The sequence below is a fragment of the Kitasatospora sp. NPDC001683 genome (assembly GCF_053596495.1).
In genome coordinates this window covers 19,746-39,569 of record NZ_JBSFGK010000010.1, presented here as the reverse complement: position 1 = coordinate 39,569, position 19,824 = coordinate 19,746, and the positions used below count along the sequence as shown (strand labels likewise).

Annotated in this window: 23 protein-coding genes and 1 pseudogene; 16 read left to right on the top strand and 8 right to left on the bottom strand. The window is 72.4% G+C overall.

Features of this window, described 5'->3' with window-relative positions:
• Window positions 1-18: 18 nt before the first annotated feature.
• The 3 genes from ACWCYO_RS07970 (at window position 19) to ACWCYO_RS07960 (ending at window position 2,304) form a co-directional block, all read left to right on the top strand.
• The gene (locus ACWCYO_RS07970; protein WP_270148049.1) at window positions 19-1,176 is read left to right on the top strand and encodes a type III polyketide synthase; all 1,158 of its coding nucleotides are present in this window, start codon (window positions 19-21) and stop codon (window positions 1,174-1,176) included.
• Window positions 1,173-1,757 carry an NUDIX domain-containing protein gene (locus tag ACWCYO_RS07965; protein ID WP_270148046.1) on the top strand — a complete coding sequence of 195 codons (585 nt, stop codon included), beginning with the start codon at window positions 1,173-1,175 and terminating at the stop codon, window positions 1,755-1,757. The genes ACWCYO_RS07970 and ACWCYO_RS07965 overlap by 4 nt, the downstream gene beginning before the upstream one ends.
• A 106-nt stretch (window positions 1,758-1,863) precedes the next feature.
• Window positions 1,864-2,304, top strand: a complete 441-nt coding sequence (locus ACWCYO_RS07960) for an SHOCT domain-containing protein (RefSeq protein ID WP_270148045.1) — start codon at window positions 1,864-1,866, stop codon at window positions 2,302-2,304.
• Window positions 2,305-2,364: 60 nt separating this feature from the next.
• Here the strand turns inward: ACWCYO_RS07960 and ACWCYO_RS07955 are convergent, their stop codons facing one another.
• On the bottom strand, window positions 2,365-4,836 hold the full coding sequence (locus ACWCYO_RS07955; protein ID WP_449783741.1) for a Tex family protein: 2,472 nt from the start codon (window positions 4,834-4,836) through the stop codon (window positions 2,365-2,367).
• Between the two features lie 262 nt (window positions 4,837-5,098).
• Here ACWCYO_RS07955 and ACWCYO_RS07950 point away from each other — a divergent pair, with 262 nt between their 5' ends.
• Window positions 5,099-5,998: an aminoglycoside phosphotransferase family protein gene (locus ACWCYO_RS07950; RefSeq protein WP_270148041.1), complete on the top strand. Its 900-nt coding sequence runs from the start codon at window positions 5,099-5,101 to the stop codon at window positions 5,996-5,998.
• Between the two features lie 279 nt (window positions 5,999-6,277).
• Entirely contained in the window at window positions 6,278-6,478 is a 201-nt protein-coding gene (locus tag ACWCYO_RS07945; RefSeq protein ID WP_270148039.1) for a DUF397 domain-containing protein, read from the top strand.
• A gap of 52 nt (window positions 6,479-6,530) precedes the next feature.
• On the opposite strand, the gene ACWCYO_RS07940 is transcribed toward ACWCYO_RS07945, so the two are convergent.
• The gene (locus ACWCYO_RS07940; RefSeq protein ID WP_449783740.1) at window positions 6,531-7,436 is read right to left on the bottom strand and encodes a LysR family transcriptional regulator; all 906 of its coding nucleotides are present in this window, start codon (window positions 7,434-7,436) and stop codon (window positions 6,531-6,533) included.
• 72 nt (window positions 7,437-7,508) lie between these two features.
• Here ACWCYO_RS07940 and ACWCYO_RS07935 point away from each other — a divergent pair, with 72 nt between their 5' ends.
• The 7 genes from ACWCYO_RS07935 to ACWCYO_RS07905 all read left to right on the top strand — a co-directional run bounded on the left by ACWCYO_RS07935 (window position 7,509) and on the right by ACWCYO_RS07905 (window position 11,035).
• Window positions 7,509-7,898, top strand: a complete 390-nt coding sequence (locus tag ACWCYO_RS07935; RefSeq protein ID WP_270148035.1) for a RidA family protein — start codon at window positions 7,509-7,511, stop codon at window positions 7,896-7,898.
• A gap of 73 nt (window positions 7,899-7,971) precedes the next feature.
• A complete protein-coding gene (locus tag ACWCYO_RS07930; RefSeq protein ID WP_449783739.1) occupies window positions 7,972-8,484 on the top strand; it encodes a DUF6232 family protein in 513 nt (170 codons plus the stop codon).
• On the top strand, window positions 8,481-8,804 hold the full coding sequence (locus tag ACWCYO_RS07925) for a hypothetical protein (protein ID WP_270148033.1): 324 nt from the start codon (window positions 8,481-8,483) through the stop codon (window positions 8,802-8,804). The genes ACWCYO_RS07930 and ACWCYO_RS07925 overlap by 4 nt, the downstream gene beginning before the upstream one ends.
• A gap of 57 nt (window positions 8,805-8,861) precedes the next feature.
• Window positions 8,862-9,491: a TetR/AcrR family transcriptional regulator gene (locus ACWCYO_RS07920; protein ID WP_449783738.1), complete on the top strand. Its 630-nt coding sequence runs from the start codon at window positions 8,862-8,864 to the stop codon at window positions 9,489-9,491.
• Window positions 9,492-9,514: 23 nt separating this feature from the next.
• A complete protein-coding gene (locus tag ACWCYO_RS07915; protein WP_449783737.1) occupies window positions 9,515-10,249 on the top strand; it encodes a tyrosine-protein phosphatase in 735 nt (244 codons plus the stop codon).
• A 172-nt stretch (window positions 10,250-10,421) separates the two neighbouring features.
• Window positions 10,422-10,703 (top strand): hypothetical protein, encoded by a 282-nt coding sequence (locus tag ACWCYO_RS07910; RefSeq protein ID WP_270148029.1) that lies wholly within the window; start codon window positions 10,422-10,424, stop codon window positions 10,701-10,703.
• Window positions 10,700-11,035, top strand: coding sequence for a hypothetical protein (locus ACWCYO_RS07905; protein WP_449783736.1), 336 nt, complete (start codon window positions 10,700-10,702; stop codon window positions 11,033-11,035). The genes ACWCYO_RS07910 and ACWCYO_RS07905 overlap by 4 nt, the downstream gene beginning before the upstream one ends.
• A gap of 17 nt (window positions 11,036-11,052) precedes the next feature.
• Here ACWCYO_RS07905 and ACWCYO_RS07900 read toward each other — a convergent pair whose 3' ends face one another.
• Window positions 11,053-11,982 carry a pentapeptide repeat-containing protein gene (locus ACWCYO_RS07900; protein ID WP_449783735.1) on the bottom strand — a complete coding sequence of 310 codons (930 nt, stop codon included), beginning with the start codon at window positions 11,980-11,982 and terminating at the stop codon, window positions 11,053-11,055.
• A gap of 117 nt (window positions 11,983-12,099) precedes the next feature.
• Between ACWCYO_RS07900 and ACWCYO_RS07895 the strand changes: the two genes are divergently transcribed.
• Window positions 12,100-12,756, top strand: coding sequence for a GNAT family N-acetyltransferase (locus tag ACWCYO_RS07895; RefSeq protein ID WP_449783734.1), 657 nt, complete (start codon window positions 12,100-12,102; stop codon window positions 12,754-12,756).
• On the opposite strand, the gene ACWCYO_RS07890 is transcribed toward ACWCYO_RS07895, so the two are convergent.
• Window positions 12,747-13,559 (bottom strand): SGNH/GDSL hydrolase family protein, encoded by an 813-nt coding sequence (locus tag ACWCYO_RS07890; RefSeq protein WP_449783733.1) that lies wholly within the window; start codon window positions 13,557-13,559, stop codon window positions 12,747-12,749. The two genes, ACWCYO_RS07895 and ACWCYO_RS07890, sit on opposite strands and share 10 nt — an antisense overlap.
• Window positions 13,560-14,017: 458 nt before the next feature.
• Window positions 14,018-14,380, bottom strand: a pseudogene (locus ACWCYO_RS07885) (winged helix-turn-helix transcriptional regulator); the annotation flags it as partial.
• A gap of 97 nt (window positions 14,381-14,477) precedes the next feature.
• On the opposite strand from ACWCYO_RS07885, the gene ACWCYO_RS07880 reads away from it, so the two are divergent.
• Window positions 14,478-15,692 (top strand): pyridoxal phosphate-dependent aminotransferase, encoded by a 1,215-nt coding sequence (locus ACWCYO_RS07880; RefSeq protein ID WP_270148022.1) that lies wholly within the window; start codon window positions 14,478-14,480, stop codon window positions 15,690-15,692.
• Window positions 15,693-15,734: 42 nt separating this feature from the next.
• Window positions 15,735-16,067, top strand: a complete 333-nt coding sequence (locus tag ACWCYO_RS07875; protein WP_270148021.1) for a YnfA family protein — start codon at window positions 15,735-15,737, stop codon at window positions 16,065-16,067.
• A 35-nt stretch (window positions 16,068-16,102) separates the two neighbouring features.
• Here the strand turns inward: ACWCYO_RS07875 and ACWCYO_RS07870 are convergent, their stop codons facing one another.
• The 3 genes from ACWCYO_RS07870 to ACWCYO_RS07860 all read right to left on the bottom strand — a co-directional run bounded on the left by ACWCYO_RS07870 (window position 16,103) and on the right by ACWCYO_RS07860 (window position 18,744).
• On the bottom strand, window positions 16,103-17,770 hold the full coding sequence (locus ACWCYO_RS07870) for a fibronectin type III domain-containing protein (protein WP_449783732.1): 1,668 nt from the start codon (window positions 17,768-17,770) through the stop codon (window positions 16,103-16,105).
• 184 nt (window positions 17,771-17,954) lie between these two features.
• On the bottom strand, window positions 17,955-18,209 hold the full coding sequence (locus ACWCYO_RS07865; RefSeq protein ID WP_270148018.1) for a hypothetical protein: 255 nt from the start codon (window positions 18,207-18,209) through the stop codon (window positions 17,955-17,957).
• Between the two features lie 106 nt (window positions 18,210-18,315).
• A complete protein-coding gene (locus tag ACWCYO_RS07860) occupies window positions 18,316-18,744 on the bottom strand; it encodes a (2Fe-2S) ferredoxin domain-containing protein (protein WP_270148017.1) in 429 nt (142 codons plus the stop codon).
• A gap of 251 nt (window positions 18,745-18,995) precedes the next feature.
• On the opposite strand from ACWCYO_RS07860, the gene lepB reads away from it, so the two are divergent.
• Window positions 18,996-19,670, top strand: coding sequence for a signal peptidase I (lepB, locus tag ACWCYO_RS07855; RefSeq protein WP_270148015.1), 675 nt, complete (start codon window positions 18,996-18,998; stop codon window positions 19,668-19,670).
• The last annotated feature ends 154 nt before the right edge of the window (window positions 19,671-19,824 follow it).

Below are 19,824 nucleotides of genomic sequence, written 5' to 3'. Positions count from 1 at the left end.
ACCGGGGAGACCCACACCATGGCCACACTCTGCCGCCCCGCCATCGCCGTGCCCGAGCACGTCATCACCCTCGACGAGACCCTCGACCTGGCCCGCAGCCTGCACGCCGGCCACCCCCAACTCGGCCTGGCCCTGCGGCTGATCGAGAACACCGGGGTGCGCACCCGGCACCTGGTCCAGCCACTCGAACAGACCCTCACCCACCCGGGCTTCACCGTCCGCAACCAGGTGTACGAGCGGGAGGCCAAGCTGCGCGTCCCCGAGGTGGTCGAACGCGCCCTCGACCACGCCGAGTTGGGCGCCCCGGACATCGACCTGATCATCTACGTGTCCTGCACCGGCTTCATGATGCCGTCGATGACCGCCTGGCTGATCAACACCATGGGCTTCCGCTCCGACACCCGCCAGGTGCCGATCGCCCAGCTCGGCTGCGCGGCCGGCGGCGCCGCCGTCAGCCGCGCCCACGACTTCTGCCGCGCCTACCCGGGCGCCAACGTGCTCATCGTCGCGTGCGAGTTCTGCTCCCTCTGCTACCAGCCGACCGACCTCGAGGTCGGCTCGCTGCTCTCCAACGGCCTGTTCGGCGACGCCGTCGCCGCCGTGGTGATGCGCGGGCACGGCGGCTGCGGGGTGCAGATCGAGCGCAACGGCTCCCATCTCGTCCCGGACACCGAGGGCTGGATCTCGTACGGGGTCAAGGACACCGGCTTCCACTTCCAGCTGGACAAACGGGTGCCCGGCACGATGGAGATGCTGGCCCCCGCGCTGCGCACCCTGGCCGGGAAGCACGGCTGGGACGTCTCCGGCCTGGGCTTCTACATCGTGCACGCCGGCGGCCCGCGCATCCTGGACGACCTGTGCCACTTCCTCAACCTGGAGCCGGAACGGTTCCGCTACAGCCGGGCCACGCTGACCGAGCGCGGCAACATCGCCAGCGCCGTCGTCTTCGACGCCCTCGCCCGGCTGTTCGCCGACGGCGGCGTGCCCGAGGGCACCCCGGGCCTGCTCGCCGGCTTCGGACCGGGCATCACCGCCGAGATCGCCCTGGGCAGTTGGGTCGGCGCCACGGCGGAGGCGGTGCACCGCCGCCCGCGTGCCATCGCCACCTCCGACATCGCCCTCGTCCACCAGGGCGTCCCCCGCCGTTTCCCGGCCGGAACTACGATCACCGAATGACAGACACCACGGACCGCACCGCCACCTCCGCCGGAGCCGCCGAACTCGCGGCCCTCTTCCCTGCGTTGCACGCGCCGCAGTACTGGGCCTGGGGTCGCTACGACGCCAGGTTCTCCACCGAGCTGCCGCCGGACGAGCTGGTCACCAACATCCACCTGGTCGGATTCGCGGACGGCAACGTGGTGCTGTGCCGCGACGACCGGGACCACTGGTTCCTGCCCGGCGGCACCCGGGAGCGGGACGAGTCCGTCGCGGAGTGCCTGGAGCGGGAGCTGCGCGAGGAAGCCGGCGCCCGGCTGCTCGGCGAGCCGGGCTGGCTGGGCGCGCACCGCTGCCACACCGAGGACGCGGTGCCGTACCGGCCGTGGCAGCCGCACCCGGACAAGGCCTGGCTGTGGGGCTGGGGCGAGGTCGAGCTGGACTCGACGCCGACCAACCCGGCGGACGGCGAGCAGGTGGTCGAGGTCCGGGCCGTCCCGGTCGCCGAGGCGCAGCGGCTGTTGCTGACCGGGCACGACGCCTGGTGGGGCGAGCTGATCGGGCTGGCGGTGGAGCTGCGGCGGCGCGCCGGGCTCGGCTGAGGTCGCCCCAGGCCCCAGGCCCGGGATATTCCCGCCGAGCCGCAAAACCACTGGAACGGCGTAGCACCGGACGGCGATGTCCGTTTTGCGGTGATATGACTCGGCCATGGACACCTACGCGTTGGCCACCTCGCTGGCCGTGGACTACCCGGTGCTCAACATCTTCTGGACGATGTTGGAGCTGTTCCTGTGGATCCTGTGGTTCTTCCTGCTGTTCAAGATCATCACGGACATCTTCCGCAGCCACGACATCGGCGGCTGGGGCAAGGCCGGCTGGCTGGTCCTGGTGATCTTCCTCCCGCTGATCGGCGTCCTCGTGTACCTCATCGCCCGTGGCCAGGGCATGGGGATGCGGGACATCGAGCAGGCCCAGCAGGCCGACGCGGCGGTCCGGGCCTACATCCGGGACGCGGCCGGAACGCCCCCGCAGGAGGGCGGCGGCGGCCGCAGCCATGTCGAGGACCTGGCGAGGCTGGCGGATCTGAAGGCGAAGGGCGCGATCTCCGACGAGGAGTACCAGAAGGCCAAGGACAAACTCCTGGTCTGACCAGCGGAAACGGCCGGGGCCGGGGGACGTGTGACACGTCCCCCGGCCCCGGCGTCTCGCTCAGCGCCGTCCGGAGCGCCGGTCCTTCGAGCCGCTGTCGCCGCCGGAGCCGCCACCGGCCAGCCCGGCCCGGCGCAGCGCGTCCGCCATGGCGCTGTTCGTCAGCGGGACGTTGCCGCCGGATCCGCCCCGGTCCCGCCGGTCCTGGCCGCCGCGACCGCCCTGGCCGCCCTGCCCCTGGCCGCCGCTGCGCCGCTCCTGGCGGGGCGGGCGGGCCTGCCGGTCGCCCCGGTCGCCGCCACGGTCGCCGCGCTCGCGGCCGACCTCGTCGTCCAGCCGCAGGGTGAGCCCGATCCGCTTGCGCGGCACGTCCACCGAGACCACCCGGACCTTGACGATGTCGCCGGGCTTGACCACCTCGCGCGGGTCCTTGACGAAGTTCTTCGACAGCGCCGAGACGTGCACCAGTCCGTCCTGGTGGACGCCCACGTCGACGAAGGCGCCGAAGGCGGCGACGTTGGTCACCACGCCCTCCAGCACCATGCCGACCTCCAGGTCGCCGATCTTGTCGACGCCCTCCTTGAAGACGGCGGTGCGGAAGGCCGGACGCGGGTCGCGGCCCGGCTTGTCCAGCTCGCCGAGGATGTCGGTGACGGTCGGGATGCCGAAGGTGTCGTCCGCGAAGTCGGCCGGGCGCAGCGCCCGCAGCCGCTCGCCGTTGCCGATCAGCTCGCGCAGCTCCCCGCCGGTCGAGGCGAGGATGCGGCGCACCACCGGGTAGGCCTCGGGGTGCACGCTGGAGGCGTCCAGCGGGTCCTCGCCGCCGGGGATGCGCAGGAAGCCGGCGCACTGCTCGAAGGCCTTGGGGCCGAGCCGGGCGACGTCCTTGAGCTGCTTGCGGGTGCGGAACGGGCCGTTGGCGTCGCGGTGGGCCACGATGTTGTCCGCCAGCGTGGCGGTGATGCCGGAGACCCGGGTGAGCAGCGGTGCCGAGGCGGTGTTGACGTCCACCCCGACGGCGTTGACGCAGTCCTCGACCACGGCGTCCAGCGAGCGGGAGAGCTTCACCTCGCTCAGGTCGTGCTGGTACTGGCCGACGCCGATCGACTTGGGGTCGATCTTGACCAGCTCGGCCAGCGGGTCCTGGAGGCGGCGGGCGATGGAGACCGCACCGCGGATCGACACGTCCAGGTCCGGCAGCTCCTGGGAGGCGAAGGCGGAGGCCGAGTAGACCGAGGCGCCGGCCTCGCTGACCATCGCCTTGGTGAGCTTCAGCTCGGGGTGGCGCTTGATCAGGTCCTCGGCGAGCTTGTCGGTCTCCCGGGAGGCGGTGCCGTTGCCGATCGCCACCAGGTCGACCTGGTGCTTCTCGGCGAGCGCGGCCAGGGTGGCCAGGGCCGCGTCCCACTTGTTGGCGGGCTGGTGCGGGTAGATGGTCTCGTACGCGACGACCTTGCCGGTGGCGTCCACCACGGCGACCTTCACCCCGGTGCGGAAGCCCGGGTCCAGCCCCATGGTGGCGCGGGTGCCGGCCGGGGCGGCGAGCAGCAGGTCGCGCAGGTTGGCGGCGAAGACGCGCACCGCCTCGTCCTCGGCCTCGGCGCGCAGCCGGGCGCGCAGGTCGATGCCCAGGCGCACCAGGACGCGGGTGCGCCAGGCCCAGCGGACGGTGTCGCCGAGCCACTTGTCGGCCGGGCGGCCGCGGTCGGCGATGCCGAAGCGGGCGGCGATGCGCTGCTCGTAGTCGTTCTCGCCGGGCAGGTCGCCCTCGGACTCGCCTTCGTAGGGCGAGAGTTCGAGGTCGAGCACCTCCTCCTTCTCGCCGCGCAGCATCGCCAGGATGCGGTGCGAGGGCAGCTTGGTGTACGGCTCGGCGAAGTCGAAGTAGTCGGCGAACTTGGCGCCGTCGCCCTCCTTGCCGTCGCGGACCCTGGCGACCAGGCGGCCGCGGGTCCACATCCGCTCGCGCAGCGAGCCGACCAGGTCGGCGTCCTCGCCGAAGCGCTCGACCAGGATCGCCCGGGCGCCCTCCAGGGCGGCCGCGCCGTCCGCCACCGACTCGTTCAGGTACTGGGCGGCCAGGGCGGCCGGGTCCTGCGTCGGGTCGGCGAGCAGGGTGTCGGCCAGCGGCTCCAGCCCGGCCTCGCGGGCGATCTGCGCCTTGGTGCGCCGCTTGGGCTTGAACGGCAGGTAGATGTCCTCCAGCCGGGCCTTGGAATCGGCCGCCAGCACCTGGGCGCGCAGCGCGTCGTCCAGCTTGCCCTGGGACGCGATCGACTCCAGGACGGCCGCCCGGCGCTCCTCCAGCTCGCGCAGGTAGCGCAGCCGCTCCTCCAGGGTGCGCAGCTGGGCGTCGTCCAGCGAGCCGGTGACCTCCTTGCGGTAGCGGGCCACGAAGGGGACGGTCGAGCCGCCGTCGAGCAGTTCGACCGCAGCCTTCACCTGCCCCTCGCGGACGCCCAGTTCCTCGGCGATCTTGCGCTCGATCGCCTGCTGGGCCTGCCGGGCCCCCTGTTCGACTGGCGTGGTCACGAAGCCGGTCACCTTCTCCTTCAGTGCTTTCGCCCTACGCCCTGCATTCTGGCAGGTGCCGGTGACGGCTCCCGGCCGCACCCGGGGCGGCGGGCGTGGCGTGGATTCCCCCCGAGACAACCACGCTCGGACGGGGGCCAGTTGTGGACCGTCCGCAGCCGGACCCCGGTTGGACCTCGGCCGAACCTCGGTTGATCGAAGTGGTGTGCACAGTTCGCGAATCCGGCTGAAGGGCGGCGATCTGCGCTGTACGCTGCCGGGCATGTGCGCAGCCGTCCGGATGCACCCCGATGAACCGGTCGTCGACGCGGCCCTGGTACGGCGGTTGATCTCCGCCCAGTTCCCGCAGTGGGTGGGCCTTCCGGTCACACCCGTCGGGTCCGCCGGGACGGACAACGCGATGTTCCGGCTCGGGCCCGAACTCGCCGTCCGGCTGCCCCGGGTGGAGTGGGCCGCCGGGGACGTCCGCCGCGAGCACCAGTGGCTGCCCCGACTGGCGCCGCAGTTGCCGCTGCCCGTCCCCGCCCCGCTGGCCGTCGGCCGCCCCGCCGCGAACTACCCCTGGCAGTGGTCGGTGGTGCGCTGGCTCGACGGCGTCAATCCGGCCGTCGGCGCGCTCGCCGCGCCCGAGGCCCTCGCCCGCGACCTGGCCGGCTTCGTCAACGCCCTGCGCGCCCTCGACCCCGCCGGCGCCCCGGCCGGCCCCCGCAGCGCGTCGCTCGCCTCCCGGGACGGCTCCACCCGCGCGGCGATCGCCCAACTCGCGGGCACGATCGACACCGCGGCCGCGACCGCCCTGTGGGACAAGGCGCTGCGCCTGCCCGAGTACGCGGGCCCGCCGGTCTGGATGCACGGCGACCTCACCCCCGGCAACCTCCTGGTCGACAGATCCGGCCGGCTCTCCGCCGTCATCGACTTCGCCCTGATGGGCGTCGGCGACCCCACCGCCGACCTGATCGCCGCCTGGAACCTGCTCCCCGCCTCCGCGCGCCCCGCCTTCCGCGCCGCCCTGCGCGCCGACGACGCCATGTGGGCGCGCGGCCGCGCCTGGGCCCTCTCCATGGCCCTGGTGACCATCCCCTACTACCGCCACACCGACCCGGCGCTGACCGCCAACGCCCGCCACGTCGTCCGCGAGGTGCTCGCCGACCGCAGCGTCTGACGGTCACGTTCCGGCGGGCGTCGTAGCGGGCGGCGCGAGGCGAGCCCACAGGCGGCTCGTGTCGGGCTCACGGCCCCAAGCAGCGGACAACTGCCGGACGAGTCGGAGGCCCGGGCTGTCCGGCAGGGGGCCGCCGGACAGCCCGGTGCCGGCGGCCTCGATCCAGAGACCGGTGGGGGCGGAGTACTCGAAGAGGACGTCGATGTGCTGCAAGCGGAGGCGCTGTCTCCCCGCGACAGCGCAGATCTGATCCGCAGCGTGAGGGAAGGACTTCTCGACATGATGCCCAGTAAGACCACGGTCCCCTGGCGCAAGTCCAGCTGTAGCGGAAACAACGGCGGCAACTGCATCGAGGTGGCCACGGCCCACCACGGGCAGCTCGTCCGTGACTCGAAGGATCCCGGCGGCCCCGTCCTCGGATTCGGTCCCGTCGCCTGGCAGTCCTTCATCGACGCCGTCCGCACCGACCGACTCCGCTGACCGGCGTCGGAGCGCCGTTGGCCGTTGCTGTGGGCCTCCCCGCACTGACTGGCTAGGGCCCCGACATCCCTTCGCTCACGGCCGCCAGCAGGTGGCCGACCAGCGGGCTCCGGTCGTCGGCGCGCCAGGCGACCGCGGAGCGGGTGCGGGCGGTGCCCGGCTCGATCCGGCGGAAGGCGACGCCCCGCAGGCGGATCCGCCGGATGCCCGCCGGGGCCAGCGAGACGCCGAGGCCCGCCCCCACCAGCGCGCACACCGTCTGCCACTCCACCGCGTGCTGCCCGATCCGCGGGGTGAAGCCCGCCTCCGTGCACAGGCCGGTGATCCGGTCGTACAGCTGCGGCCCCTCCTCCCGGGGCAGCAGCACGAACGGCTCGTCCGCCAGCTGCCCGAGCCGGACGGCCCGTTCGGCGGCCAGCGGGTGGTGCGCCGGGAGCACGGCGACGAAGGGCTCGCTGAGCACCGTCCGGAAGCGCAGCTCCGGCTCGTCCTCGGGCGGTTCGCGCAGCAGGCCGACGTCGATGCCGCGGTCGTGCAGGGCGGCGAGCTGCGGGGCGCTGGTCATCTCCCGTACGTCCAGGTGCACGCCCGGGTGGCGATCCCGGAAGGTGCGCAGCAGGCCGGGCAGCACGGTCAGGGCCAGCGAGGCGGAGAACCCGATCCGCAGCCGGCCCGCCTCGCCGCTGCCGACCGCCCGGGCGGCGGCCAGCCCGTCCGCGAGGTCGGCCAGCGCCCGGCGCGCGGCGGGCAGCAGCTCGCGCCCGGCCGGGGTCAGGGTGACGCCGCCGGGCTCGCGCAGGAACAGCGGGTGGCCGACCTTCTCCTCCAGCCGGCGGATCTGCTGGCTCAGCGGCGGCTGGGCGATGCCGAGGCGGGCGGCGGCGCGGCCGAAGTGCAGTTCCTCGGCGAGCACCACGAAGGCGTGCAGCTGCGGCAGGGGGAGTTCGGGGCGGGCCATACGGTGAGAGATATCAGATCGGCGCTGCGGGAGTATTGGACGTATCTCCGCAGGCCACCTAGCGTTCGGCGCATGACAGAGCGACGCGCGATACTCACCGGTTCCACCTTCGAGGAGCAGATCGGCTACGCCCGCGCCGTGGTGGACGGCGACTGGGTGCACGTGTCCGGCACGACCGGGTTCGACTACGCCACCATGACCATCTCCGAGGACGTGGTGGAGCAGGCCGAGCAGTGCCTGCGCAACATCGGGTCCGCGCTGGCCGAGGCCGGCTGCGGCTTCGCCGACGTGGTGCGGGTGCGCTACCTGCTGCCCGAGCGCGCGGACTTCGAGCCCTGCTGGCCGGTCCTGCGCCGCTGCTTCGGCGAGGTGCGGCCCGCCGCGACGATGCAGGTGTGCGGCTTGGCCGACCCGCGGATGCGGATCGAGATCGAGGTGACCGCCCGGCGTTCGGCCGGCTGATCCACCGCCAGCCCTCCCGCTGTCCTTGGCTATTGCTATGGTTCTCCCCGCACTAGGGGCAGGGGGAGCGGACTTGGCACGGAGCGTGATCGACGTCAGGGTGAGCCGGCGGGTGCTGTGGATCGGCGGGGACGCGTACCCGCTGAACCAGATCGCCAGGGCACGGCAGGTGGTGTGGTGGCCGCCCAAGCGCTCACGCCTGATCATCAGGTTCGTCCGGAAGCTGCTCGGGCTGCTGATCATCGCCGGCGTCCTCAACACCCTCGTCCCGGGCATGCTGACCCGGCCGGGGTCGGCCTACCTTCCGGACGCGCTGTTGCTGGGGTTCTTCTGCTACTACCTCTACCGGCTGGTCACCCAGCTGCGGTACAAGCCGCTCTACAAGCTGGTCATCGAGACGTCCAGTTCCTCGAACACCGCGGTGGTGAGCTACCAGGCCTGGCAGGTCCAGGACCTGATCCAGCGCATCATGGAAGCGATCGACGACCCCCTGGCCGAGTTCACGATCCAGGTCGAGAACGTCCACATCGGCGACCAGATCAACCAGTACGGCGACCACAACACGGGGAAGACGGTCTACTCATGAGCAACTCCTTCCACTTCGGCGACTCGGTCACCCAGCACGGCGACCACAACATCGGCATCATCAAGAACCAGGCCCCGGTCGACCCCAAGGCCGCGCTGCGCGAACTCGTCACCGCCGTCCAGCAGTTGCGCGAGCAGGTGCCGGCCGAGGACCGGGAGGTGCTGGACGAGTCGCTGGAGGCCATCGGCGACGGCTCCGAGGCCTCGCCGTCCGCCCTGCGGCGGGCGCTGCGCAACATCTCGGGGGTGGCCTCGCTGGTCCGGGCGGGCGCGCCGGTGGTGGAGTCGGTCCGGCGGATCCTGGACTCGCTCAACAGCTGATTCCCGTACCAGGTCAGAAACCTGCCCCGGTCAAACCCGGCTGCTAGCCTGGCCGGCATGAGTGGACTGCGGGAGCGCAAGAAGGAACGGACGCGACAGGCCATCTCCGAGGCGGCCATCGCGCTCTTCCTCGAGCACGGCTTCGACCAGGTCTCGGTGGCGGACGTCGCGGCCGCCGCCGAGGTCTCCAAGCCCACCCTGTTCAGCTACTTCGCCAGCAAGGAGGACCTGGTCGTCCACCGCTTCGCCGACCACCAGGACCAGGCGGCGGACGTGGTCCGGGGCCTGGCCGACGACGAGTCGGTGCTCGACGCGCTGCGCCGGGACTTCCTGGACGGCCTCGCCCGGCGCGACCCGGTCACCGGCCTCAACGACCACCCCCAGGTGCTCGCCTTCACCGCGCTGGTGTACGGCACCCCGAGCCTGGCCGCCCGGGTCAGCGCGTACGTGTCCCGCGCCGAGCGGTCCCTCGCCGAGGCACTGCGCGAGGCCCCCGACCTCGCCCCGCCCCGGGAGCTCACCGCGCAGCTGCTCGCCGCCCAGGTCACCGCCACCCAACGCGTCCTCGCCCTGCACAACTGGCGCCGCATCCACGACGACGGGCGCACCGCCGACGACCTCCACCCCGAGGCCGCCGCCGAGGCCGAGCGCGCCTTCGAACTCCTCGCCCGGGGCTACACCACCTGACACCGCTGACTAGAGTGCCACCCATGTCAACGCGTCACATCGAGTTCGAGGCCCTGCACAACTTCCGTGACCTGGGCGGCTGTTCCGCCGCCGACGGACGGACCGTCCGCCGGGGCCTGCTCTACCGCTCCGACTCGCTCGGCAAGCTCACCTCCCGCGCCGACCTGGAGCGACTCCAGGCCCTCGGCGTGCGGACCGTGATCGACCTGCGCTACGACTGGGAGATCGCCGCCAAGGGCCGGGTCCCCGACTTCGACGGACTGGACTTCCACAACTACTCGATCGAGCACCGCCCGTACGACCAGGCCTCGATCGACCCCGAGCTCGACCCCTGGCGCTACCTCGCCGACCGCTTCGCCGAGGTCGCCGAGGACGGGGTCAAGGAGATCCGCCAGACCCTGGACGTGATCATCGCGGCCGAGGCGCCGGTGGTCTTCCACTGCATGTCCGGCAAGGACCGCACCGGCCTGATCGCCGCCCTGGTGCTCACCCTGCTCGGCGTCTCCGAGGACGACATCGCCGCCGACTTCGCCCTCACCGAACACGCCACCCCGCACCTCATCGCCGACTGGCACGCCACCCACCCCGGCCAGACCCTCCGCTGGCCGGGCTACGGCCGCGCCCCGGAGACCGTCATCCGCCTCGCCCTCGCCGACCTCGCCAGCCGTTACGGCTCCGTCATGGCCTACCTCACCGACACCATCGGCCTCGACCACGACCGGATCGGCGCCCTGCGATCACGGCTGCTCACGTCCTGATCACTTGTGGCGGGTTGCCTGGCACGGGCCCACGGACCGGTGCGGGGCGGCTACCGTTAGGAGCTCAGGGCTCGGCCCGGCGCCGGGTGAACCGACGAGGAAGGGGTTGGTGGGGATGAGTGCCCAGCCCACCGAACACGGGCATGGTGCAGGTCGCTTGGGCCTGCCGCCGATGGACACGCTCCAGGAGCTTCGGGCCGCGCTGCGGGCCGGCCACGGCTTCCCCGGCGACGCGGAGCGGCTGGACGCCGAGCTCGCCGAGCAGCTGCTGCGCCGGGTGCCGGTCGACCAGCTCGATCAGGTCGGGGAGGTCGGTACGGTGGTCGACCTGGTCGCGGTCGCCGAGATCGTCGCCGCCTACCGGGGCCGGGTGCTGCTCGCGGCCGACCGCGAGACGGCCGACGCCATGAACGAGGCCGTGAACGAGCTGCTGACCCGGCAGGGCACCGAGTGAACGACCCGCACAACCAGGGCGACCCGGGCAGCACGGCGATCGCGGCCGTTACCGATCGAGCTGCCCAGCGGGCCAAGGAACTCGGCGTCACCGAGGCGTTGGAGGCGCTACGCGCCGAACTCGAACGCGAGCCACGGCTCGGTCGCCACATCCGCACGGTCGCCGAAGGCACGCAGCAGGTCGAGTTCTACTCCACCCGCATCGAGGGCGACCCGGCGACCGATCGCCCGGCGGTCAACGTCGTGCACGCCTTTGCCCCCGCACCTCCCTGGCCTCCGACCGTGCGGATCGCCTCGGTCGTACCCGAGGACCCGCTCCACCCGGGGGCCTGAACAGCAGCGGTCCGTTCCTACCGCCGGCGCGGGCGGCCGCCTGAGCGGCCGCCGCTGCCCTGTGGCCGGGGGTTGCCGCGCGGCTTGCGGTCGGCGGCGGCCGGGGCGGTGTCGGGCCAGTGGGCAGGGCGGGTCAGGGCGGCCGGGAGGCGGGTGGTGGCGTCGCCGCGGGCGGCGTTGAGCTGGGCCTGGGTGAGGAAGAGGGCCGTGGTGAGGTCGGCGCCGGCGAGGTTGGCGTCGCGGAGGTCGGCACCGATGAGGTCGGCGAGGCGGAGGTCGGCGCCGGAGAGGTCGGCGGCGACGAGGAGTGCGCCGCGCAGGTTGGCGCCCTGGAGGTCGGCGCCGCGCAGGCGGGCGCCGAAGAGGCCGGCGCCGCGGTGTTCGCGGCGGCGGGGGACGGCGGCGCGGACGAGTTCGCCGGCGCGCAGCAGGAGGTCGCTGATCCGCTGGCGGTGGGCCGGGAGGTCGACGGCGAGGATCTCCTCGGGGGTGCCGCCGGCGAGGCGGTCGGTCTGTTCGAGGGCCTGTCGCAGTTCGGCGTGGACGGGGCGGGCGGGGGCGAAGGTGAGCGCCTCGGTGAGGTACCGGAGCAGCTCGTGGAGTTGCCGGACGATCGGGAACACGTCGAACATCGGCTTGGCCGTGTCGGGTTCCTCGCGCCAGCTGACCCCGCCGAAGGTGACCTGGGAGACCCGCTGCCCGGCGCCGAAGCAGTCGTAGACGGTGCAGCCCTGGAAGCCGCTGTCGCGCAGCCGCGCGTGGATTCCGCAGCTGAAGTCGGTCCGCAGGTTGCGGCAGGGGGTGCCGGCGGCCTTGTTGACGGCGAAGTCGGAGCCGGCGGCGAAGGGCAGGGCGACGCAGCAGAGCCCGAAGCAGCTGCCGCAGTCGGACTGGAGCGGGGTCGGCGCGGCCGCCGTGAGGTCCTGCGGCGACTCGGTCTCGCTCACGGTCCGGGTCCTCTCACCTGCTGGATGCTTGGTCCAGAGATCTTACTGGGCAGAGCCACCCCCACCCCTGTAAGGTGCCAAATCGATAAGAGGCCATTACGTACGGGGGTTCACGCCATGCCGCAGTCGAACGTCACCGAGCTGGTCCGGATGTGGATCAGCGGTTGGGTCGTCTCCCGGGGCGCCGCCGACCCGGTGGAGCAGCCGTGGGGCTGGACCATCGACGTCGGTGCGCCGACCAGAGAGGTGGGGCGGCACGTGCTGCCGGAGCCGACCGAGGCCGAGGTCCGCAAGCTCGCCGAGGCGACCACCGCGCCGACCACCTGGCTGAAGCTGTTCGCCGACGACGACACCGTACGGCCCTGGCTGGGCCCGCGGTGGCGGCTGGACCCGCCGGGCTTCCTGATGACCGCCCCGCTCGCGCCCGAGCAGCCCGAGCTGCCGGCCGGCTACACCCTGACCACCTGGGCCCGGGGCGGCGTCCTGCGCGCCCTGGTGCGCAGCGCGGACGGGCAGCTCGCCGCCCGCGGCCAGGCGGGTCTGGCGGGTGCGGTGGCCGTGCCGGACCAGATCGTGACCGCCCCCGAGCACCGCCGTCGAGGCCTGGGCTCGGTGGTGATGCGGGCGTTGCAGTCCGGCGCGTACCAGGCGGGCGCCCGCACCGGGGTGCTGGTCGGCACGGCGGAGGGCCAGGCGCTGTACACGGCGCTCGGCTGGACCACCCAGGCCCCGATGGCGAGCCTGGTGCTCGAAGCCGAAACGGTTCAGCAGTAGGGCAGCAGCTCCGGCCGCTTCGGCGGCCGGCCGTCGCCGGAGGAGCGGCCGGTGAGGCGGCGGCCGATCCAGGGGCCGAGGTGGGTGCCCAGCCAGCGGGCGTCCGAGCGCAGCTTCTCGACTCGGCCGGGCGGGGCGGCCGCGGGCAGCGGTGCGCGCCAGTCGAAGGCGGCGGGGCGACCGAGCGCCTCCAGCACGCCCTCGGCGACCCGGCGGTGGCCCTCGGGCGACAGGTGGAGGCGGTCCTCGGCCCAGAGCCGGCGGTCGTCGAAGCAGGGCGCGGAGAAGAGGTCGACGACGGCGAAGCCGTCCTGCTGTCCGAGCTCCTGCACGAAGGCCTTCATCCGCAGGATGGTGGGCAGCAGCCGGGCACTGCCGGCCAGCCGGCGAGTGGGGTCGGTGCTGGTGAACAGCACGACCGTGGCGCCGGTGGCGCGCAGCTCGGCGGCGCAGCGGCCGAGCAGCCGCTCGACCCGGTCGATGTCGCAGCCGGGGCGCAGCACGTCGTTGAGGCCGCCGGCCAGGGTGACGAGTTCGGCGCCCATCGAGACGGCGGTGGGGAGCTGTTCGTCGTGGATCTGGCCGATGAGCTTGCCGCGGACGGCGAGGTTGGCGTACCGGAAGTCCGCGGCGTCCCCGTCCACGGCGTCCTCGTTCGCGGCGGCTTCGGCGGCCAGTGCGGAGGCGACCCGGTCGGCCCAGCCGCGGTAGTGGCCGTCGGGGTGCAGGTCGTCGCACATGCCCTCGGTGAAGGAGTCCCCGACGGCGACGTAGCTGGCGTAGCTGCGGCTGGTGGTGGGCACGGACTGCCTCCGCTCTCCTGAGATGGCTCGCGATCCGACGATCGTACGTGTGCACTTGCCAACCACTACCGCGGGGGTCCGGCCGCTCATGCGCCCGCCTCGCTGCGCTCGGCAGGGGCCTGAGCCCATGCGCACCTCTTGACGACGAGCTCGCTGCGCTCGCTCATGCGCCCGCCCCGCTGCGCCCGGCAGGGGCCTGAGCCCATGCGCACCTCTTGACGACGAGCTCGCTGCGCTCGCTCATGCGCCCACCTCGCTGCGCCCGGCAGGGGCCTGAGCCCATGCGCACCTCTTGACGACGAGCTCGCTGCGCTCGCTCATTCGGCGTCCACTGTGCGTTTATCGGTCCGGGCCATCCTGGGACCACGGGGCGGCGGCCGGCGACGGGGGCCTTGCCGCCGCCCCACCGGCGCCCTCCGGCGGACTCAGCCCGCGACGGCGGCCTCCTGCGCGGTACTCGGCGCCGTGAACCAGTGCTCGCGCACCGCGTCGGTGGGCCGCTGTTCGCCCAGGGCGCCCAGCCCCCACTCCCCCAGGGCCTCGACCACCGGCCGCAGTTCGCGCCCGCGCTCGGTCAGCTCGTAGACGGTCGCGTTGGCCGGCCGCTCCAACCTGCGCCGCAGAGCGAGCCCCTCGCCCTCCAGTTGCTTGAGCCGGGCGGCGAGGATGTCGGTGGAGACACCGGGCAGGTCGGCGTGCAGGTCGGTGTAGCGGCGCGGGCCGCGGAGGAGTTCACGGACGATCAGGAGGCTCCAGCGCTCCCCCACCGCGTCCAGGGCGCGGGCGACGGCGCAGTACTGGTCGTAGCTTCGGCGTGACATGCGGATCAGCATAGCCAATAGGTTGGACTTTCCAAGTGCCAACTTGGTAGAACAAAGCAGAAGCAACGGAGCGGTGGTGACGGTCGGGAGGCCGCAGATGGAGTTTCGGCAGTCCAGCAAGCTGAATGACGTGTGCTACGAGATCCGGGGCCCGGTGGTCGACCAGGCCAACGCCCTGGAGGAGGCCGGGCACAGCGTCCTGCGGCTGAACACCGGCAACCCGGCTCCGTTCGGGTTCGAGGCGCCCGAGGAGATCATCCAGGACATCATCCGCAACCTGCCCTCCGCCCACGGCTACAGCGACTCGCGCGGCATCCTGCCGGCCCGTCGCGCGGTGGTGCAGTACTACCAGCAGCGCGGGGTCCGGGGCGTCGGCGTCAACGACGTCTACCTCGGCAACGGCGTCTCCGAGCTGATCCAGATGGCGGTCACGGCACTGGTCGACGACGGGGACGAGGTGCTCGTCCCGATGCCGGACTACCCGCTGTGGACGGCCTCCGTCCGGCTGGCCGGCGGCAAGGCCGTGCACTACCTGTGCGACGAAGAGGCCGAGTGGTACCCGGACCTGGACGACATCGCCGCCAAGATCACCGCCCGTACCAAGGCGATCGTCGTCATCAACCCCAACAACCCCACCGGCGCGGTCTACCCGAAGGAACTCCTGGAGGGGATCCTCGAGCTGGCCCGCCGTCACCAGCTGATGGTGCTGGCCGACGAGATCTACGACAAGATCCTCTACGACGGCACCGAGCACCACTGCCTGGCCGCGCTCGCCGACGACGTGCTCACCCTCACCTTCAACGGCCTCTCCAAGGCCTACCGGGTGGCCGGTTTCCGCAGCGGCTGGCTCGTCGTCTCCGGCCCCAAGCAGCACGCCACCGACTACCTGGAGGGCCTGACCATGCTCTCCGGCATGCGGCTGTGCCCCAACGTGCCCGCGCAGTACGCCGTCCAGGCCGCGCTCGGCGGCCACCAGTCGATCAACGACCTGGTCCTGCCCGGCGGCCGGCTCGCCGAGCAGCGCGACATCGCGGTCAAGGCGCTCAACGAGATCCCCGGCGTCAGCTGCGTCAAGCCCAAGGGCGCCCTGTACGCCTTCGCCCGGCTCGACCCGGCCGTGCACCGGATCGTCGACGACGAGCGCTTCGTGCTGGACCTGCTGCTGCGCGAGAAGATCCACGTCGTCCAGGGCACCGGCTTCAACTGGCCCCGCCCGGACCACTTCCGCTTCGTCACCCTGCCGCGCGCCGACGACCTGGAGACGGCGATCAACCGGATCGGGCGCTTCCTGGCGACGTACCGGCAGAGCTGAGCGCTGAGGACGGGCCCCGGAACAGGCCCTACGATCGCCCCCATGGCCGTCCTCCGTTCCGTCGCCCTGTTCGCCGTCGCCGCGCTCGCCGAGATCGGCGGCTGCTGGCTGGTCTGGCAGAGCGTGCGGGAGCAACGGCCGTGGTGGCTGGCCGGGTTGGGCGTGGTCGCGCTCGGCGCGTACGGCTTCGTCGCGGCGCTGCAGCCGGACGCCCACTTCGGCCGGGTGCTGGCCGCCTACGGCGGGGTGTTCGTGGCCGGGTCGCTGCTGTGGGGCGTGGTCGTGGACGGCTTCCGACCGAGCCGCTACGACGTGCTGGGCGCGCTGATCTGCCTGGCCGGGGTCGGCGTGATCATGTACGGGCCCCGGCGCTGAACCTCCAGCACCGGGGCCCGTGACAGCGGTCGGGACTACCAGCCCCAGCCGCCGCCCTCGCCGTCGTCGTCGCGGCCGGAGTCCCAGCCCTCGCCGACCTTGCGCAGGATCGTGTAGTTGTCGATCTGGCTGCCGTTCTCGGCCAGCGCGGTGACCTTCATGACCGACTTCCGGCCCAGGTGGGCCGGGGTGACGTCGACCTTGATGAAGGAGTAGCCGGTGTAGCGCACCCGCGACCACTGGATGGTCTCGGGGACCTTCACCCGGCCCTTGTCCCAGTAGTAGGTCTTGACCTCGTCCTGGTGGTTCTCGTGCCCCTCGTAGGTGTCCGGCACGTCGAACTTGTACAGGCTGCGGCCGGCCGCGCCCGCGGTCACGTACACCACGCCGTCCTTGGCCGGCTCGATGGTGGCGCCGCTCGGCACCTGCTTCGAGACCTTGTTGCCGAGGATGGCGTCGGTGCGCTCGTAGATGTGGTTGTGGCCGTTGATGACCAGGTCCACCCGGTACTTCTCGAACAGCGGCACCCAGGCCTCGCGGACGCCGCCCTCGGAGGCGTGGGCGACGGTGGTGGAGAAGGCGCAGTGGTGGAAGAAGACCACGATGAAGTCGACGGTCTCGTCGCCGCGCAGGTCCTTGAGGGTGCGCTCGAGCCACTTGGTCTGCTGGTTCGCCGAAATGCCCAGGTTGGCCGGGATCTCGTAGGAGACGTCGTTGGCGTCCAGCGAGATGACACCGACGTTCTTGTAGCGGAAGGTGTAGACGCCGGGGACCTTGCGCGGGTCCGGGCCGTTGTCCGGCAGGAAGAAGCGGGAGTTCTCGCCGCCGTAGCCGTTGGGCGAGTACCAGGCCTCGACGTCGTGGTTGCCGTACGCGACCATCCACGGGACGTCGGCGGCGACCGTCTCGGTCTGGACCAGGAAGTCGTCCCAGGTCCTCGCGTTGAAGACGGACTTGTCCGGGTCGGTGCCGGAGCCGGCCGGGTCGGCGTAGCAGATGTCGCCGGCGTGCAGGTGGAAGGCCGGCTTCTGGGCCTTGATGATGTTGTCGTTGCCGGCCGCGTGGGCGCTGACGCCCTGGTCGCCGAAGGCGGTGAAGGTGAACGGCTCGTACACCTTGCCCCAGCGGTGGTCGCGGGAGGGCGCGGTGCGGAAGGTGTGCAGGGTGGAGATCTGCTGCTGCGAGGCGGGGTCGAAGCCCTCGTGGCCGACGCCGTAGTAGTAGGTCGTGTCGGGGTGGAGGTCCTCCAGCGCCACGTGCAGGTAGTACTGGTCCACCGGCTGGCTGTTCGGGGTCAGCGCCGGGGTGTGCAGGGCGCGGACCTCGGCCTGGATCTTGTGGCTGAGCTCCCACGGGTGCTTGCCGAAGCGCAGGAACGGCTGCTTGACCGGCGCCGGCACCTGCCAGGAGATGCGGAACTGGGTGTCCGGCTCGGGGCCGAACTGGAGGTGGCGGCCGATCGGCGCGACCAGCGCGCCGTCGATGCCGGCCGCCGTGGCCCCGGTCAGCAGCTGGGGACCGGCCGGAGCGGCGAAGGCCGGCGCACTGCCCAGTGCACCGCCGACCGCGACGGCGCCCACGGTCACCGCACCGGCGCGCAGCATCCGGCGGCGGGAGAATCGGGCCCGCAGGTACTCGTGCTGCTCGGCCGTGCTCATGCGGTCGGCAAGCTTGGCCGGCACGCCCATGTTGGGGATATCCATGCGCGGGACTCTGTCACCGGCGCGTTGACCGCACGCGGACGCGTGGTGAACGGGCGTCAGCGCCTCCCCCACTCGGACACCAACAGCCGATCACGAATCGGTAAAGAACATGCCCATGGCCAAGCGATGGCGGATCATGTCGCCGGTCAGCGCGGCGAGCTGAGTGGCCGTCCCGGAGGGGGCGTCAGGCGGAAGGTTCGTCCCAGAGGTTCGCGGACCGGTTGCCGGTGCCGTCACAGGTGCGGCAGATCTCGTCCCGGTACGCCTGCTTGGCGCCGGTCGCGTCCACCCGGTAGCGGACGTACACCCCGGTGCCGTCGCAGAGGAAGCAGTTGCCGCCCCCGCCGCCCACCTCGGTGGTGCCGGTGCCCTGGCAGGTGCGGCAGTTGAGGCCGGCGGTCCGGCCGGTGCCCGCGCAGATGCGGCAGACCGTCGTCATCGTCTTCCTCCCCAGCGCGGAACCACTCGATGCCACCGGTCATGGTAGTGGGCCGACTTCGAAGCCGTCTCGGACGTGAATCTGACCGACGGTCAGTTTCCGCCGGTCACTCCGGCAGGCCCTCGCGGACCCGGCGGGAGACCGAGATCAGCTGGAGGTCGAGCAGCCCGGGCGGATCGGCGAGGCCGGGACCGCCCGCGTGCACCCAGGCGGCTATGTCGTCGATCATCTCGTCCATCAGCACGAAGCCGAGCCAGACCGGACGGCCGCCCGCCGCCCGCCCCTCGCTGGACGGGCCGACCACCACCACGTTGGACTGGGTGCACACGTCCAGGCAGGTGACCGCCCGGACCCGGCCCGCCGAGCCGACGGCCGTCCGCAGCCGCTCGTACTGGCCCGCGTGGTCGACCCCCGGATGCTTCGCCTCGGTGCCGCAGCAGCAGCCCCGGCAGACGGTGACGGTCACCGGGGAGCCGGCGCCCCGCTTCCGGCCACCATCACGACTACCATCACGCTCGCGGTCTCGGCGGCTCATCCGCTGGGGTCCCCCTCCTGGTCGGCGCCCCGGTCGACGGCACGCTCTGCACCGGAACTGTACCTGTCATCCCCGGCGCCGCCGGAGGGCGCCCGGGGGGTCGGCGCGGGCGCGGCGGGCTCTGCGCGGGCGTGATACGGACCGGCGCGGGCGCGGTGCGGCTCACCGAGGCGCCGCGCATAGGATGCGCACGACCTCGCGGCCCGCCGTGCGTGCCGGACGAGGGCCGCGACGAGGAGGAGAACGGGCGGATGCCGAAGCGGAGGGCCCGGGGCCTGTGGTTCGCCGTGGCCGTGGCGGTGGCCGGCCTCCTGTGCGGGGCACTCGGACTCTCGGTCGTCCTCACCGGCGGCTACTCCGTCCACCGCATGGACGGCACGGCGATGGGGCCGGGCCTTCGGCCGGGCGACCGGATGCTGGCCGACAAGGTCTCGGCCGCCGACGTCCGGCGCGGCGAGATCTACATCGTCGACTCCCCCTGGGGCCTCCACGGCTCCCCCGTCTTCCGGGTGATGGCCCTCGGCGGCCAGCGCATCGCCTGCTCCGGCGGGCGGCTCAGCCTCAACGGGCGGCCGCTGGACGAGCCGGCCGACCGACAGACCGACACCTGCCGGCGCGACTTCGACGTCTCCGTCCCGCCCGGGCGGGCCTTCCTGATGGGGGACCGTCGGGCCACCGCGGACGACTCCCGCCTGCACGTCGACGACGACCACCAGGGCACCGTCGAGCTCGCCGAACTGACCGGCGACCGGGTGGTCTGGCACTCCGGCAGCGACTCCCCCGCCCTGCCCGGCAAGCTGATCGGCGCGGCGGTGCTGATGGTGCTCGGGTCCCTGATCACGGTGCTCGGGGTGCTCGCCGCGGTCGTCATCGCCTCCTTCGCCGCCGCCCGTCGCCGTACTCCGGTCCACCCGGCCCACCCCTGAACCGAGGCGAATTCCGCTCCACCACGTATCGGATTTGTTTTCGAAACACGATGGAGCGGAATTCGAAATGTCACCCGGTGCCATCTGACGGGATTTCCGGAATTTCGGTCGGAAGCATGGACGCCGACGAAACCTGGCAGTAACTTACCTGCGA

Coding starts and splice junctions, on each gene's coding strand:
- ACWCYO_RS07970 (WP_270148049.1), top strand. CDS start 19: ATGGCCACACTCTGCCGCCCCGCCATCGCCGTGCCCGAGCACGTCATC.
- ACWCYO_RS07965 (WP_270148046.1), top strand. CDS start 1,173: ATGACAGACACCACGGACCGCACCGCCACCTCCGCCGGAGCCGCCGAA.
- ACWCYO_RS07960 (WP_270148045.1), top strand. CDS start 1,864: ATGGACACCTACGCGTTGGCCACCTCGCTGGCCGTGGACTACCCGGTG.
- ACWCYO_RS07950 (WP_270148041.1), top strand. CDS start 5,099: ATGTGCGCAGCCGTCCGGATGCACCCCGATGAACCGGTCGTCGACGCG.
- ACWCYO_RS07945 (WP_270148039.1), top strand. CDS start 6,278: ATGATGCCCAGTAAGACCACGGTCCCCTGGCGCAAGTCCAGCTGTAGC.
- ACWCYO_RS07940 (WP_449783740.1), bottom strand. CDS start 7,436: ATGGCCCGCCCCGAACTCCCCCTGCCGCAGCTGCACGCCTTCGTGGTG.
- ACWCYO_RS07935 (WP_270148035.1), top strand. CDS start 7,509: ATGACAGAGCGACGCGCGATACTCACCGGTTCCACCTTCGAGGAGCAG.
- ACWCYO_RS07925 (WP_270148033.1), top strand. CDS start 8,481: ATGAGCAACTCCTTCCACTTCGGCGACTCGGTCACCCAGCACGGCGAC.
- ACWCYO_RS07920 (WP_449783738.1), top strand. CDS start 8,862: ATGAGTGGACTGCGGGAGCGCAAGAAGGAACGGACGCGACAGGCCATC.
- ACWCYO_RS07915 (WP_449783737.1), top strand. CDS start 9,515: ATGTCAACGCGTCACATCGAGTTCGAGGCCCTGCACAACTTCCGTGAC.
- ACWCYO_RS07910 (WP_270148029.1), top strand. CDS start 10,422: ATGGACACGCTCCAGGAGCTTCGGGCCGCGCTGCGGGCCGGCCACGGC.
- ACWCYO_RS07895 (WP_449783734.1), top strand. CDS start 12,100: ATGCCGCAGTCGAACGTCACCGAGCTGGTCCGGATGTGGATCAGCGGT.
- ACWCYO_RS07880 (WP_270148022.1), top strand. CDS start 14,478: ATGGAGTTTCGGCAGTCCAGCAAGCTGAATGACGTGTGCTACGAGATC.
- ACWCYO_RS07875 (WP_270148021.1), top strand. CDS start 15,735: ATGGCCGTCCTCCGTTCCGTCGCCCTGTTCGCCGTCGCCGCGCTCGCC.
- ACWCYO_RS07870 (WP_449783732.1), bottom strand. CDS start 17,770: ATGGATATCCCCAACATGGGCGTGCCGGCCAAGCTTGCCGACCGCATG.
- ACWCYO_RS07865 (WP_270148018.1), bottom strand. CDS start 18,209: ATGACGACGGTCTGCCGCATCTGCGCGGGCACCGGCCGGACCGCCGGC.
- ACWCYO_RS07860 (WP_270148017.1), bottom strand. CDS start 18,744: ATGAGCCGCCGAGACCGCGAGCGTGATGGTAGTCGTGATGGTGGCCGG.
- lepB (WP_270148015.1), top strand. CDS start 18,996: ATGCCGAAGCGGAGGGCCCGGGGCCTGTGGTTCGCCGTGGCCGTGGCG.